16 protein-coding genes and 2 pseudogenes are annotated in these 15,145 nt (G+C 43.8%); 14 read left to right on the top strand and 4 right to left on the bottom strand.

The genetic code is table 11. The features are described 5' to 3' along the window. The first annotated feature begins 1 nt into the window (after position 1). Positions 2-205 carry a transposon-transfer assisting family protein gene (locus ACK2JC_RS25640; RefSeq protein WP_411338060.1) on the top strand — a complete coding sequence of 68 codons (204 nt, stop codon included), beginning with the start codon at positions 2-4 and terminating at the stop codon, positions 203-205. 688 nt (positions 206-893) lie between these two features. Here the strand turns inward: ACK2JC_RS25640 and ACK2JC_RS25645 are convergent. Together ACK2JC_RS25645 and ACK2JC_RS25650 are read right to left on the bottom strand one after the other, a co-directional pair. After that, positions 894-2,267, bottom strand: a complete 1,374-nt coding sequence (locus ACK2JC_RS25645) for a relaxase/mobilization nuclease domain-containing protein (protein WP_411338062.1) — start codon at positions 2,265-2,267, stop codon at positions 894-896. Then, entirely contained in the window at positions 2,216-2,557 is a 342-nt protein-coding gene (locus ACK2JC_RS25650) for a plasmid mobilization protein (protein WP_160566882.1), read from the bottom strand. Before ACK2JC_RS25650 ends, ACK2JC_RS25645 begins: the two co-directional genes overlap by 52 nt. Positions 2,558-2,960: 403 nt before the next feature. Here ACK2JC_RS25650 and ACK2JC_RS25655 point away from each other — a divergent pair, with 403 nt between their 5' ends. From ACK2JC_RS25655 to ACK2JC_RS25675, 5 genes and pseudogenes are all read left to right on the top strand, one after another. Further along, complete coding sequence (locus tag ACK2JC_RS25655; RefSeq protein ID WP_002584851.1) at positions 2,961-3,317, top strand: nuclear transport factor 2 family protein; 357 nt, start codon at positions 2,961-2,963, stop codon at positions 3,315-3,317. A gap of 21 nt (positions 3,318-3,338) precedes the next feature. Further along, positions 3,339-4,202 (top strand): GNAT family N-acetyltransferase, encoded by an 864-nt coding sequence (locus ACK2JC_RS25660; RefSeq protein ID WP_411338065.1) that lies wholly within the window; start codon positions 3,339-3,341, stop codon positions 4,200-4,202. 57 nt (positions 4,203-4,259) lie between these two features. Next, a pseudogene (locus ACK2JC_RS25665) lies at positions 4,260-4,804 on the top strand (GNAT family N-acetyltransferase). A gap of 741 nt (positions 4,805-5,545) precedes the next feature. After that, on the top strand, positions 5,546-7,465 hold the full coding sequence (gene tet / locus ACK2JC_RS25670; protein ID WP_411338067.1) for a TetM/TetW/TetO/TetS family tetracycline resistance ribosomal protection protein: 1,920 nt from the start codon (positions 5,546-5,548) through the stop codon (positions 7,463-7,465). Between the two features lie 81 nt (positions 7,466-7,546). After that, a complete protein-coding gene (locus ACK2JC_RS25675; RefSeq protein ID WP_411338069.1) occupies positions 7,547-8,002 on the top strand; it encodes a helix-turn-helix domain-containing protein in 456 nt (151 codons plus the stop codon). A gap of 134 nt (positions 8,003-8,136) precedes the next feature. Here ACK2JC_RS25675 and ACK2JC_RS25680 read toward each other — a convergent pair whose 3' ends face one another. Then, entirely contained in the window at positions 8,137-8,484 is a 348-nt protein-coding gene (locus ACK2JC_RS25680; protein WP_107435215.1) for a helix-turn-helix domain-containing protein, read from the bottom strand. A 521-nt stretch (positions 8,485-9,005) separates the two neighbouring features. On the opposite strand from ACK2JC_RS25680, the gene ACK2JC_RS25685 reads away from it, so the two are divergent. From ACK2JC_RS25685 to ACK2JC_RS25710, 6 genes and pseudogenes are all read left to right on the top strand, one after another. Then, positions 9,006-9,446 (top strand): RNA polymerase sigma factor, encoded by a 441-nt coding sequence (locus ACK2JC_RS25685; protein WP_107435216.1) that lies wholly within the window; start codon positions 9,006-9,008, stop codon positions 9,444-9,446. After that, on the top strand, positions 9,430-9,678 hold the full coding sequence (locus ACK2JC_RS25690; protein ID WP_160566862.1) for a helix-turn-helix domain-containing protein: 249 nt from the start codon (positions 9,430-9,432) through the stop codon (positions 9,676-9,678). The genes ACK2JC_RS25685 and ACK2JC_RS25690 overlap by 17 nt, the downstream gene beginning before the upstream one ends. Positions 9,679-10,115: 437 nt before the next feature. Further along, positions 10,116-10,310 (top strand): DUF6462 family protein, encoded by a 195-nt coding sequence (locus tag ACK2JC_RS25695; RefSeq protein WP_138262931.1) that lies wholly within the window; start codon positions 10,116-10,118, stop codon positions 10,308-10,310. Between the two features lie 108 nt (positions 10,311-10,418). After that, on the top strand, positions 10,419-10,601 hold the full coding sequence (locus ACK2JC_RS25700) for a hypothetical protein (protein WP_411338071.1): 183 nt from the start codon (positions 10,419-10,421) through the stop codon (positions 10,599-10,601). 33 nt (positions 10,602-10,634) lie between these two features. Next, positions 10,635-11,876 carry a tyrosine-type recombinase/integrase gene (locus tag ACK2JC_RS25705; protein ID WP_411338073.1) on the top strand — a complete coding sequence of 414 codons (1,242 nt, stop codon included), beginning with the start codon at positions 10,635-10,637 and terminating at the stop codon, positions 11,874-11,876. A gap of 176 nt (positions 11,877-12,052) precedes the next feature. After that, a pseudogene (locus ACK2JC_RS25710) lies at positions 12,053-12,517 on the top strand (hypothetical protein); the annotation flags it as partial. Between the two features lie 201 nt (positions 12,518-12,718). Here the strand turns inward: ACK2JC_RS25710 and ACK2JC_RS25715 are convergent. After that, a complete protein-coding gene (locus ACK2JC_RS25715) occupies positions 12,719-13,252 on the bottom strand; it encodes a TetR/AcrR family transcriptional regulator (RefSeq protein WP_092361080.1) in 534 nt (177 codons plus the stop codon). A 109-nt stretch (positions 13,253-13,361) separates the two neighbouring features. Here ACK2JC_RS25715 and ACK2JC_RS25720 point away from each other — a divergent pair, with 109 nt between their 5' ends. Further along, positions 13,362-14,147 (top strand): EFR1 family ferrodoxin, encoded by a 786-nt coding sequence (locus ACK2JC_RS25720; protein ID WP_368272069.1) that lies wholly within the window; start codon positions 13,362-13,364, stop codon positions 14,145-14,147. Continuing rightward, positions 14,144-14,920, top strand: a complete 777-nt coding sequence (locus ACK2JC_RS25725; RefSeq protein ID WP_276953162.1) for a nitroreductase family protein — start codon at positions 14,144-14,146, stop codon at positions 14,918-14,920. Before ACK2JC_RS25720 ends, ACK2JC_RS25725 begins: the two co-directional genes overlap by 4 nt. Positions 14,921-15,145 lie beyond the last annotated feature (225 nt).

Raw genomic sequence — 15,145 nt, forward strand, 5'->3', positions numbered from 1 at the left:
TATGGATAAATTTACAGTGGAAGAAATCAATCTGATGTGTGTGTTTGAGGGGCAGGACAGAATGGGCATGGTTGCCGATATAAAGAACGTGATCCCGCACATACAGGACAGTGACATGGTGGAGCTTGCAGGGCAGGTCTTGGGGAAGCTGGAAGCCATGAGCGATGAAGAATTTGCACAGGTCGCACTGGAAGCGGCGGAATAATTTATCGTGAAACTTTTATAGCATTATTCGACAGAACGTGATATAATTCTTTTTAGTCAGATTAGAGCAAGTAGGGATAGTCTGCGGTTGTCCTTTCTGGAAACGGAAAGGAGGTCGGTATGAATACGTTAGAAGTGCTTACGTTGGTGCTGGTGATCTTTGCAGCTTTGACATACATAGACAATAAACACAACCGCAAGTAACGGAAAAGGCTATCCTCTACTGCGAATAGAGAATAGCCAGTGATCCGTTTGTTTTACTAAAATTGATTACTCGTTTCCGATTGTACAACCGTCGGACGTGCTAGAATCCTTCGGCTTCTATGATGATTATAAACCAACACTGCGGATTTTGCAAGAGGGTTTAGGAAATGGGGGTGCTTCGGCACTCCTATTTTTTGGAGATTTTTATATTATCATACATGGATATGGTATAATCTGCAAGAATATTTTTCTGATTATATAAAAAAGAGGAGGGAAAGAATGGGATTCCGCAGGCGTCGGCATTGTGCGTAATGTGTATAACTCCCCGTTTTATGGAGTTGTGGGCAACATTGTTTGCAGGATGTGGGAAAGCTGCCTTTTGCTTTTCCATGTCCTGTGAACGGTGTTGTCCATGACGGAATGGGGAGTTATGCACATTTCCACGATGCGTTTTCAGGCTCTTAACAGACGGTTCTTCGTCCTTTTTACCGGGCAGGGGTGTTATTTCTGTCCGGCTGTTCCGGTGCGCCTTTCTGCGGCTCTGTGCGCCCTAAATACTGGTTGAGATTTTCCAGTTTCCGGTTCAGAGATTTCAGTTCCTTATCACAGTTTTTGTAAGTGGCGGTCAGTTCTTTCTTCTGCGTGGTAAGCTCCTGATATTCCGCTTTCAGCTTGTCGATGTTCAAACCTTTTAAACTGATGCCTGCCTGTTCCAGCATACGCCTTGCGCCGCCATAGAGAATGATCTGGCTCTCATGCTTCCGAAAATATGCGTCGGGGTTCTTAGCTTTTTTGTAGGCAATATTATAGGATTTATTTGCCTTATACTGTTCTGCATATTTGATAATTTCCGCAAGGTCTTTCATGCGGTTCTCCAGCTTGCGGACAGTCTGTTTTGCTTCCTTCCCTGTGGCGGCTGTGGTGGCGATTTTCTGCTCCAGTTCTTTAATAGAACCGGCTTCATTATATGCCTGTGCAGCAATCTTTAAATTCTGGATAGCTGCCCACCTTTGCAGTCCCGGACTGTTCTGGAATTTTTCATCAGAGGTGTCAACCAGTTTTCTGTTAGAGTAATCTTTTTTCGGGATAACAGCCTTCCGTTCCCGTTTCAATTCAATCCGTTCTTTGATCCGCTCCTTTGTATATTCTTTGCCAAGGGATTTCACGCTGCCACGCACAAAACGGTCTTTTCCAAGCGGGCGGAATGAGATATATTTTGGCGCATCTTCCTCAAAACTTTCCCCTTTTATTTCATAGCCTTTTGCCCGCATCAGGAGCAGAAATTCCTCATAGGTGGAAGATGATTTTATGGCAGCATTGATGTCCTTTCTTATCTGCGTTTTCCACGCTGCACCGTTTTTGTCTGACTGCCATTCATTATATTTTTTTCCACGCTCCCCGCCGGGGATAATGACGGAAAGGTTATGCTCGCTGCACAGCTCATCACTCAATTTCCGGATGCGGTAATAGGTCTGCTTGCAGTCATGATATTTGTTATGTTCAAGGTTGTCTGCGGCACAAAAAATGATGTGGTTATGGACGTGACCTTTATCAATATGTGTGGTGACAACGTAAGAATATTTTCCCTCTAAAACTTTATCGGCAAGCTCTTTCCCTATCTGGTGTGCTTCCTCAAAACTGACCTCTCCGGGAGCGAAAGCCTGTATCAGATGATAGGCTTTATTCGGGCTGTTTTCCCGGCAGTGGTCTAAGGTATATTTGAAGTCAATCGCTGCGGTTTCCGGCGCACAGGCATAAGAGGAAATATAGATGCTTTCATCAGTCTTATCCGGGTTACAGATGTAGGCTACCGCTTTATCAACGGTTGCTGTGATAGCATGGATTTTTGTGTATGCCATACCTGTTTCATCAACTCCTTTACTTCGTCCATATCTTCCTGATAGACATGGCTTGTACTGTTAATTCTTTTTGCAATCTGGTTCAGGCTGGAGCTGATCCGCCCAAGCTCTGTGTTGTACTCCCTCAAAAAACTGTAATCCACATCATATACATATCCATAGAGAATGAGCTTCCGGAGGAAAGCAGATTTGCTTTTCATGCCGGACAGTCTGAACTTCTCATCAAGGATATACTGTTCCCTGTCATTCAGACAAATTTCATTGCGGTTCGTGCGTGTCCTGTTTGCCATTTCTGATACTCCTTCCTGCATTTGGGCATAAAAAAACTGCTGTAAAATGTTCGATTTACAACAGTCTGGTTTCGTGTCTGTTCAGTTGTTTTTGGATAGAATTATCCGTATATTATTATAGCAAATCTGCGGAAAATGTTCAAGGACTGGCAGGGAAAAATCAGAAAGAAAAGCATAGAGGGTTAGGGATACTTCCCTATGGAAATTTCATCATGCGGACGGTAGGGAAGTATGGGAAATTTCGCCCATGTGTCCGGACATGGGCAGTGCTTGCTACTCTACCCTCGACACTCCCGGAGGGTGTGTTGGTTTGTGGAGTTTTTGTGCCTTTATCATGATTCTCGACTTTTAACTTGCTTTTTGATATAATAAAAACACACAAGGCATAGGAGGAAAAACAGAAATGTTAAGACCGAAAGAAGTTGTTCAGTTATGGGTAGATGCATTCAATAAACATGATGTGGAAGCAATTACAGCCCTTTATCATGAAAATGCGACGAATCACCAAGTAGCGAATGAGCCAGTAGTAGGAATTGAAGCAATCCGTACCATGTTCACAGCCGAATTTTCAACAGCGGATATGACAGCTATCGTGGAAAATATTTTTGAGGATGGGCAATGGGCAATCTTGGAATGGCGTGATCCATTGGGGTTACGGGGGTGTGGTTTTTTTCAGGTAGTGAATGGGAAAATTTTATTCCAACGAGGCTATTGGGATAAGCTTTCATTTTTGAAACAGCACAATCTTCCAATAGAGTAAATATAGCATTTAGGAGAAAATATGGAATACCGGACATTGGAAAATACAGATTCCGTTTGTATATACGAAGCGTTTACACAGGCATTTTCTGATTATCAGGTTTCAGTTGATATGCCTTTTAAATCTTTTGAAACAATGCTGAAAAGAAATGGATTTATGCCTGCGGTTTCAGTTGGAGCCTTTGCAGATAGAACGCTTGTCGGTTTTATCTTGAATGGAGTGAGAGATTGGGATAACGAAAAGACAGTCTATGACCTCGGAACAGGAGTTATCCCCGATTTTCGGAGAACAGGAATTATGGGGGAATTATTGAATCTGGTTAGCACTATATGTATAAAAAATAAAATCAGCGTGTATCAACTGGAAGTGATTCAAGATAATGAGAAGGCGCTCACTTTATATAAAAAACAGGGATTTCGAATTAACAGAATATTGAATTGTTACCAACTGACGGGCAAGATAAAAGAACCGGGCGTACATAAAGTGTGGAAACTGGAACATCCGGAAAAATTACAAGATGATCAATGGACAGCAGTCAAAGATTTTTGGACTTATCCACCTTCATGGCAAAACGCAAAAGACGCTGTTTGTGCAATCGCTAAATCCTTTTCTTATACGATTGTTAAATTTGATGAAAACTTGATTGGATATGGTATTGTGGACAAAATAAAAGGAGATATTGCGCAGTTAGCGGTACATCCCCAATATCGCAGAATGGGAGTTGCCACAGAGATTTTGTTAGATTTACTTAAACAAACAAAGAGTTTAGAGATGAGAGTAATAAATGTGGATGAACGGGATCAGGCATTGAACGCTTTTTTGAAGAAATTGAAATTTAGTGTATTTGTTAAACAATATGAAATGAGAAAACATTTTTCTGCTTAGGATATTGTATAGATGAAGAAGCTGACTTTGAGGACAGTTGTCAGTAAAGGAGCAGTTATGAGATATAACAAAACAATAATATTAAGTAATGGCATGGAATGTTGTTTGAGGAATGGAACAGAGAGTGATGGTCAGCTTGTAGTGGATAATTTCAATCTGACACATAGTGAAACAGATTATTTGCTTACATATCCAGATGAAAACAGTTTTAATGCCGCACAGGAGAGCCAGTTTCTGAAAGAAAAAGCTGAGAGTGAAAGAGAGATTGAATTGCTTGCCATAGTTGATAGTGTAATTGCGGGAACAGCAGGAATTGAGGCAATCGGTACAAAATATAAGGTACGGCATTGAGCAGAATTTGGCATCAGTGTTGTGAGAAAGTATTGGGGACTTGAAATGGTAAGGCTTTGCTGACTTCGTGTATCGAATGTGCTAAAACAGCGGGATATAACCAGCTTGAACTTAAAGTAGTTGCTGAAAATGAAAGAGCAGTTTCTATGTATGAACGGGCTGGATTTGTCGAGTGTGGAAGAAATCCCAAAGGATTTCGCTCCCGCATAGCCGGATTTCAGGAAGTCATTTCTATGAGACTGGAATTGTGATGATCAACAAATTTATTCCAGTTTCAAAATGGAGGTTACTGTCTACTGGGGTGACTGGTTGGAGTTGTTTAGCAAAAGCCAGTATGGGGAGTAGCCAAATTTTCCTTGATGTTGTTCGGCTGTTTTTATTGTCTCTGCATCTGGACAGAGAATGACAACCTATACAGGATAATTATCCGAATATTTGATGTTTCTTAAATATTATCTCCCTTTTCAGATTATGGTTGCGATTGCGCTATTTTTTAAATAATTATGCCTTTTTCCATATTTTCTGTAATATCCTTACCCGGAAGCATTTGAAGTAATGCAATATTTATCTCGTTTCCCATAAAAAATCCTCTTGTATATTTCGATTTGTTGCTTTGAATATTAGCATAAGTCTCCAGAAAATTCAATGTAAGTCAATATTATTTAATGCTTTCTTTTCGGATGCAGATGTGTTATAATTACTACATTTCCAAAAAGGAGTTAAAAATATGCGGCAAGGTATTCTTAAATAAAACTATAATCAAATAGTGGGAACAAAAAACTTTGGGATGTCCTTTGGAACAAGGGCTTAGTTTTTTGTACCAAATTTAAGAATACTTTTGCCTTATTTATATTGACATAGCAAGACAAGTGGCAAGTACCTATTGGTGCGTGTCTTTTATGTGTATGTCCACAGATTATATCCCCAGTGGTAAAAGTATTTTACTGCTGGGGATTTTTATGTCTTTTTTGGCTGTGAATGGAGGACGACATATGAAAATAATTAATATTGGCATTCTTGCGCATGTTGATGCAGGAAAAACAACACTGACAGAAAGCCTGCTGTATACAAGTGGGGCAATCATGGAACCAGGTAGTGTAGATAAAGGTACAACAAGAACGGACTCTATGGCTTTGGAACGTCAAAGGAAAATTACAATTCAGGCTGCCGTTACATCTTTTCGCTGGAAAGGGTACAAAGTTAATCTTGTGGACACCCCCGGACACATGGACTTTTTAGCAGAAGTGCATCGCTCCTTATCGGTTCTGGATGGAGCAATTTTAGTAGTGTCCGCAAAAGATGGTGTACAAGCCCAGACCAGAGTGCTGTTTCATGCGCTAAGGAAAATGAAGATACCAACAATCATTTTTATCAATAAAATAGATCAAAGTGGTGTTGTTCTTGAGCAAACTTATCAAAATATCAGAGAAAAATTGACAGAAGATATGATTGTTATGCAGGAAGTTCATTTATGTTCAGAAATAATACTTTCTGATGTTGCAGATTTTGAAAAGTGGGATGCTGTAATTGCTGGGAATGATGATATTTTAGAAAAATATCTTTCAGGAGTCCCTTTGACACTGTGGGAACTGCAAAAAGAAATAAAACGAAGGGTACAAAGGGGAACGCTTTTTCCGGTATATCATGGAAGCGCAAAAGACAATATCGGGGTAAAAGAATTGCTTGAAGTGATTACAGAAGTTTTTTCATTGGAAACAGACGACAGTCAATCGGAATTGTGTGGGTATGTATTTAAAATTGAATATACCGAGCAGAAAAAACGACGTTGCTATTTAAGGCTCTATAGCGGTACGCTTTGTTTACGGGAAACGATTCTTTTGTCAAAAAAGGAAAAAATTAAAATTACAGAGATGTCAATTCCATTTGATGGAGAAATCGTCCCAACAGACACCGCTGATTCCGGGGAGATTGTTATTTTATCTGACAATACATTAAAACTAAATGATGTTCTGGGAGATGAAAAACTATTGCCACGCAAGGCATGGACGGATAGTCCCCTGCCATTTTTTCGGACAACGATAGAGCCAATCAAAGCAGAGCAAAGGGAAGTATTACTGGATGCCCTTACAGAGATTGCGGATACTGATCCGCTTCTGCATTTTATGATTGATTCTATTACTCATGAAATTATTCTTTCCTTTTTGGGAAAAGTACAATTGGAAGTTGTTTGTTCTTTATTAAATGAAAAATATGGTGTCGAGGTAGCAATAAAAGAGCCTACCGTTATTTATCTGGAGAGACCACGAAAAGAGGCTCATTATACAATTCATATTGAAGTACCGCCAAATCCCTTTTGGGCATCGATTGGTTTGGCTGTCACTCCTCTTCCTGTTGGAAGCGGAACAGAATATGAAAGTAAAGTGTCTCTCGGTTATTTAAACCAAAGCTTTCAAAACGCAGTTATAGAAGGGATTCGGTATGGATTAGAGCAGGGAGTGTATGGATGGGAGGTAACAGATTGCAGAGTTTGCTTTGAATATGGTGTTTATTACAGCCCGGTCAGTACTCCGGCAGATTTCCGCTTTCTTGCGCCTGTTGTGTTGGAACAGGTATTAAAAAAAGCGGGAACGCAAGTTTTAGAACCCTATCTTTCTTTTACCCTATTTGCGCCGCAGGAATATCTTTCACGAGCTTATCATGATGCTGTGAAATATGATGCGGTAATTGAAACAACTTCGTTAAAAAATAATGAGGCAATTTTAACTGGAGAAATACCGGCTCGGCGGATCGGGGAATACAAAAGTGATTTGAATTTCTATACAAATGGAAGAAGCGTTTGCTTGACAGAATTGAAAGGGTATCAGGAAACTTCAGGGGAACCTGTAGTACAACCTCGCCGCCCAAATAGTCGGTTAGATAAGGTTCGCCATATGTTTCAGAAGATAATGTAACGTCTTGCGCAATGCAAGTGTTCATTGCTGGCTATTGCGAAATATCATTGATAAAATCAGTATCAGAGAGGAGGAACTATTTTGAACCAGGAACAGACGGATATTACAACAGGAAAGCAAATACGTCATCTGCGAACACAATCGGGAATGACACAGGAAGAACTAGCCGGGGAATTGAATGTTACCCGGCAGGCATTATCGAATTGGGAGAGAGATGTTAATGAACCCGATTTAAATACGTTGAAAAAAATTTGCTTTCTTTTTGGAGTCCACATGGACGATTTTGCGAAGGAGGTAATAACAAAGATGGAAACATATGAAAAAAAGGAGAAACGACAATTTAATAAGTACGATATGGCAATTGGACTTTTTTATGGTGTTGGTATATTTCTTGGCATTGGTATTTTCTTTGTTGGCGGTTTTATGACAATGTCGGGTGCAGGGTGGGGAGCATCACTATTTGGCGGTGGCTGTTTTTCTCTTGTATTTGGCTTGATATGCCATGCAGTTATTACATTGAGAAGAAATGACAAATGATGACATATTCTACTTTCTTAAAAAGAAGCGTTCTATACAGCGAAACAAGCCACAGTTTTGCAGAGAAAGGAGGTAATTAGGCGGCTAAGGGTAGCCGCCTCTGTTTTAGAAAAGAGATAGGAGAGGGAGTGGATTTACTTTGAAAAATTTTTATATGTCCGAAGATAGGCTTCCACAATAGCGAGAATTGTTGTAATCTGTTCTTCTGTACATTGTGACAGATAAACTAACAGCCGCTGGTAGTCGAGGTTGTCTGCCGGGACAGTTGGATAAAAAAACGGATCGGCGGAAATATGTAAGGCTCGTATGAGCTGCCCCAGCTTTTCAAGGCTTGGCACATTTCCATGATTTTCAATTTCCTTGATATAGCGTGAGGAAACGCCGGATTTTTCAGCCAGTTCTTCATAGGTCAGTTTTTGTTCAGTTCTAGCCTGCTTCAGACGAAGTCCCATTTCCTTGTCAATTTTCTTTTTTCTTGCCATATATGCACCTCCATGTATAGTGTATATTGCACATTTTACTTTTAAAATGCACTAATAATTCACTTTATCAGAGGGGCATAATACACAATAAAATAGAATGACTTTGGATATTGCATATAAAAAAACGCAGTATCCAAAGGTTTTTTTGCGTGGTTTTTATCCTTTGGGTACGTTTAGGGGAATTTATGTGTTCTGAACGGTCTGAGGGATATTTTTTTGACTTCGGGAACCTGTCCGTCTATTGGCGTGGGAAGGTTCTTTTATAAGGTGTTTTACTGGAAGTGAAGCAGAATATACCTTAAAGAGTGAACTATACACGCTCGCAGTTTGTGGAGAAAACAGAATAACAGATATGAATAACGTCCAATGGGCATTGAGCCTGTTCGGGCGTTTTTTATATAAATTCTTCAAAAATTTTTACTCCCACCCGAACATTAGCCTATTGCTATTTGGCAGATACAACGGAAAGGGAAAAGGCGTATGCCTTTGTCACGTCACAACGGGGGAGGAGGTGAACTCGTATGAAGAAACCTTCTTGCCATGATGAACTGACAATCAGGCATCGCTTTGACCGCCTGTGCCAGATGTCGCTGAAAGGTGAAGCGATTAACTATTACCGGCACATGGATTACCGCAGGGAGCATGAAGCCATGTTTTCTGAACTGTCTGAAAAGGAGCTGAACCAGTTGTTTGTTATGGATGAGTATGGAGTGGAGAACAGTCATTTTACAGTGTATGGCTATGACATTGAAGTAAAGGACGCCCTAATTGCGGAAGCGTTGCAGGCACTTTCGGAACGGAAGCGGAATGTAATACTGCTTTCGTATTTTCTGGAAATGAGCGATGCGGATATAGCAAGGGAAATGAACCTTGTACGCAGTACGATCCACGAACACCGGACACGCTCACTTGAGATTTTGAGAAAGATTATGGAGGAAAAAGCAGATGAAAAAGAGATGTAAGAGTAGGGAAGAAAAGAATTTGCTGCCTTTCCATATCATAAAGGCAGCATCAGAAGGTGATGTAATGGCAATCAACGCAGTTTTGAAGCATTATGAGGGATACATAATTACTTTGTCCACCCGGAAAATGTATGACGAGGGTGGGCGGCTGCATTTTTGTGTTGATGAAACGCTACGCCGGAGGCTTGAAACAAAGCTGATTACGAAGATATTGGCATTTGAAGCGGTATAAGGGGCGGTTAGCTGTCCTTTTCCATAGCTGATTATCAGCGTTGTACATTGAAAATTGAATACTGTATTGCATACAGGACGTGAGGATATGCGGAGCCACTAGGCAGATGCGCCATGACATATCTGTCCTGCCTTATGGCAGGGTGAACGTGAGGAAATGCTGAAAAACTGCATTGAAGCAAAGGTAAGGAGCGAGTGAAATCTGGCAAAGTGTGTAGCGGTTACAAGGGGCGATGAAGCATATCTGTGATAATGATACTTCCGGGTTGCAGGAAATCTGCAATCCGGTCAATTTGAATGACGGTGCAAGACCGATGTGGGCAGTGTAACGAGCTGCCACCTGTATTGCAGTTTTTATCTGCTAATAAATGGGGAGAAGTGTATTCTGTTTATTTATTAGCAGATAAGGCTGTGCAAGCAAAAAGGAGGACTATTTTAATGCAGAGAATACCGAAAGCAATTAACAAAAAGAGGTTAGTCAGATATAAGGACGGAGCAGAAATGTACAGTATGGGCATGAATAAATTTCAATCTTTAGCGAAAGATGCAGGCGCTATCTTGAAGATTGACAGAATGGTATTGGTTGATTTAGATATATTTGACCAATATCTTGAATCATTTCGTGTGAAATAGGTAGCTGGTGTCTTGGTTAAGAAAGATTTTTCGTATAACTGAAAATAAGTGTTGACTTTTGGTTAAACTGAAAGTATAATGATTATGAAATGGATGGAGGTGTATATTGTGGCAAGGACAGGTAGACCAAAGTCGGACAATCCGAAGAAGAATCTTATCGGATTAAAATTGACAGAGGCTGAAGCCGCAAAACTCAGAGAATATGCGTCCAAACATGACATGACCATAACGCAGGTGCTACAAAAGGGGATTGATTTGCAGTATGCAATGGAAGAAACCCTAAGTAGCTAGTACGAAATCTCTTTCCTTGAGAAAGGAGCAGAGATGGCAAAATCAAGAAAGGATAATAAAGGGAGGGTTTTAAGGAAAGGCGAAACGCAGCGCAGTTGTGATGGCAAGTATGTATATACTTATACTGATCCGGAGGGAAAGCGCCGGAGCATATACTCAAAGGATATTATGGAACTGCGTGTGAGGGAAGAAAAGCTGATTAAAGACCAGTTAGACGGATTGGATACATATGTGGCTGGCAGTGCAACGGTCAATTTTGTTTTTGACAGGTACATATCTACAAAGTCAGAACTCAGGGGAACAACCATGAGGAACTACAAATATATGTATGACCGTTTTATCAGGAATGGATTTGGCAGGAAAAAAATTGCAGCAATAAAATTTTCTGATGTATTGCAGTTTTACCAGCATCTGCTGAAGGACAAAGAAATGCAGATTAACACATTGGAAACAATCCATACGGTTCTTCACCCAACATTTCAGTTAGCAGTGCGGGATGATATTATCCGCAACAATCCCAGTGACGGAGTTATGGCGCAGATAAAAAAACAGCCGGGGAAAAATCATGGCGTAAGACATGCTCTGACTCTGGAACAGCAGAGAGCCTTTATAAACTATGTAGAAAGCAGTCCGAAGTATTTCCGCTGGACATCTTTGTTTAAATTTTTGTTAGGAACGGGATGCCGGATAGGGGAAGCTATCGGGATCAGATGGGAAGATGTGGATTTTGAAAAACGGATAATCAGCATCAACCACAGTTTAGTGTATTACAGTACAGAGTATAAAGAACATCCCATGTGTACGTTTTCTATATCACTTCCAAAAACAGAAGCAGGTATACGCATTATTCCGATGATGGATGCGGTATATGACGCACTCCAGACAGAACTTGCAGACCAGCAGGAAAACGGGTTTAATGAAACGGAGATTGACGGTATGAAAGGATTTATTTTTATGAACCGTTTTGGCTATGTCCATAATCCGCAGTCTATCAACCGGGCAATTAAGCGTATATACGAATCGTACAATGCAGAAGAAGTGGTAAACGCTTCCAAGCAGCACAGGGAGCCAGTGCTAATACCACATTTCTCATGTCATCATTTGAGGCATACCTTTTGCTCAAGGTTTTGCGAGAATGAAACAAATTTAAAGGTGATCCAGTCGATCATGGGACACGCCAACATTGAAACCACGATGGACATTTATGCGGAAGTCACCAATGCAAAGAAGCAGGAAGCAATTCAAAACTTAGCACACAAATTAGATGTATTTTAGGAAAGAGTCCGGCTAGGACTGACAGAGAGTACGACAAATTGTGTGCCATACGACAAGGGTACGACAAATTCGGGTGCTTTAATCAGTTTAAAAGTGTTATTTGACTGATTGTAAGATACCGAAAAGTGGCTTAATAAAGGGAAATAAGTCATTTTAAAATAAAGTGATAAGAAATCCCGACCATGAAGACTCTGGGCGGGTCCGACGCGCCTAAGAAGGCTGAGAAGGCCGCCCCGGAAGCTGCCGTCAAGACTCCGGAACCCATCGACTTCTCCAAGGTCAAGATTGAGCCGCTTTTTGAGGAGCAGGTGGATTTCGACACCTTCAGCAAGTCCGATTACCGGGCGGTGAAGATCAAGGACTGCGTGGCCGTTCCCAAGAGCAAAAAGCTGCTCCAGTTCACCCTGGACGACGGCTCCGGCACGGACCGCACGATCTTAAGCGGCATCCACGAGTATTACGAGCCGGAAGAGCTGATCGGAAAAACCGCCATCGCCATCGTCAACCTGCCTCCGCGCAAGATGATGGGGATCGATTCCTGCGGGATGCTGATCTCCGCGGTGCATGAGGAAGATGGGAGAGAAGGGCTGAACCTTTTGATGGTGGATGATAGGATTCCGGCGGGGGCGAAGTTGTACTAAATCGCTGCGGGAGTGTCATTCTATAATATAAGAAACGAACGGCGTGCCGTCTGATGGGAATTCACCAGACAGCACGCCGTTTCCGTTACCTGCAGTGATCAGCAGCAGTCTGTGGGTCCTGATCGAATACAACAGGGACTCGCTGTGATCTGTGAGCGGTTATTTTGTAGAATGTCTGCAGGATGTCTGCAGGCTGACTGGCTACGAGGAAGGCCCGCGGTCTGCAATCCGCAAAAACTCCTCCGCCATCTCCTCCGGCGACTCCCTCATGCCGCTCTCCAGCCAGCACAGCAGCATGTTATAAAAAGCGCCTGAAAAATAGTAGAGCTCATATTTTGCGATGGAGTTCACCGGCATATCGCCCCGGGCGTCGATCTCGCAGTCGGTGATCACATCCAGGAGCGTGGTCGCCATCTTTGCCCGGTGAAAGGCCAGCACCAGGTCCGCGTACTCTTTGTAAAAGCGGAATTTGTAAAGCATCATTTCCCGGCTGTAGAAACCGTTTTCGGGCGACGGCTTTCCGGTGTGGTATTGCAGTGCGATCTGCTGGATCCCGTAGTCCACCAGCTCCTCCACGGATTTGAAATTGCGGTAGAAGGAAGCCCTGGCCACGCCGGACTGTTCGATCAGCTCCGTCACGGTCAGCCGGGACCAGTCCTTGCTGCCCGCAAACTCGATCAGGGCCGCGAACAGGCGGTCCTTCACTTTTTGGTTGGCGATTTTTCGTTTATCCATGATACAAATCTCCTCATTTTGTCTCAGGTTGGGACGTTGACAAACAATACATATGTGATACAATATGTATCATATAAGCGAATGGCTTGTTTGTCAAGAGGAGGGCATTATGATTTTATATTTTAGCGGCACTGGAAACAGCCAGTATGTTGCGGTTAAAATTGCTGAGATCATCGGGGACGGCCAGGTATTTTCCATCAACCGTGCGGTTAAGTCCGGGGAGAAAACGGTGATCCGGTCGGAGGAGCCGCTGGTGTTTGTGGCTCCCACCTATTCCTGGCGGCTGCCCAGGGTTGTGGAGCGCTGGATTCTGGAAACCGATTTCCAGGGGAACCGGGACGCCTACTTTATACTGACCTGCGGCGGCAGCTGCGGCAACGCCGCCGCATACGCCAAAAAGTTGTGCGCCGGGAAGAACATGCGCTATCGCGGTCTTGCACCGGTGGTTATGCCGGAAAACTATGTGGCAATGTTCGCCACCCCGGACGAGGCAAAATGCCGGGCGATCATAGAAGAAGCGGAGCCGTCCATCACCTGGCTGGGGGAGCGGATCCGAGCCGGACGGGACTTTGACAGGCAAAGCGTGTCCCTGGGCGGCAGACTGGAAAGCGGGCCGGTGAATCCACTGTTTTACGCGCTTTTTGTGAATGATCGGGGATTTACTGTGTCGAACCGCTGCATTTCCTGCGGGAAGTGCGCCCGGCGCTGCCCCTTGGACAATATCGAAATGGCGGATGGAAAACCGGTGTGGAAGGGAAACTGCACCCACTGTATGGCCTGTATCGGGGGCTGCCCCACGGCAGCCATCGAATACAAGTCCAAATCCAGGGGGCGGCACCGCCACTATATCATGGATGATTCCTTATGCTGGAACAACGGAGGTCAGGAAAAATGAAAAACAAACATCAGATTAGAATCAACCCGGAAACATGCATCGGCTGCGGACTTTGCCGGAAGGACTGTCCGGCGGGCAATATCCGGATCAAGGATAAAAAGGCGAAAGTCATCACCCAGGACTGTATTATGTGCGGGCACTGCGTGGCGATTTGCCCTAAGGCCGCAGTCTCCATGACCGGCTTTGAGGAGCCGCCGGAGGAGATTGAAAAGCCGGCGGCCCTGGACCCCGGCGAACTGCTCAGGGCCATTAAGACGAGAAGAAGCATCCGGCAGTTCACAAAACGCCGGGTGGAGCCGGAGCTCATCGCGCAAATTATCGAAGCAGGCCGCCTGACGCCCACCGGCGGGAACGCCCAGAACGTGTCCTTCATCGTGTTAAACGAACGGCTGGAGAGCGCTGAAAAATTGGCCGTGGGTCTGTTTAGACGGCTGCTTCCTCTGATGAAGCTGGTCAATCCTATTGCAAGGAGGATGTCCATCGACGACCATTTCTTCTTCAAAAAGGCCCCGGCCGCCATTGTGATCGTGGCCCCCAGCCAGGTGGACGGCGCCCTTGCCGCCGCCAACATGGAGCTGATGGCGGAGGCCTGCGGCCTGGGCGTGCTCTACAGTGGATTCTTCTCCATGGCCGCCAACTGGTCCCGCCCCCTGCGCCGTCTGCTGGGGCTGAAGCGGAAGGAACGCGCCGTTACGACCCTGGTGCTGGGCTACTCCGCGGTGAACTACCGGAGGACCGCGCAAAAGGAAAAGGCCGGCGTCCGAACTATTTGAGTCAAGTGATCGATTCAGGTCCTCGCCTATCTCCATGGGCGCGGGCCTTTTTAATGTGCGCCCGGCGGCGCACGTTTCTAACCGGTGCAAGTCCGGAATCCGCCCGGTAGTGGGAAGGATATAGCCGAAAGCAAGGGTGTCCATCGTGAGATGGAATCTGAAGGAAGCTGGATGTGGGGAACATACTAACCCATGGGCAAATCTCTGGTCTGACGGACAGAAATC

Origin of the sequence: Enterocloster lavalensis (assembly GCF_046603895.1) — a bacterium.
In the GTDB taxonomy this organism is placed as follows: domain Bacteria; phylum Bacillota; class Clostridia; order Lachnospirales; family Lachnospiraceae; genus Enterocloster; species Enterocloster lavalensis.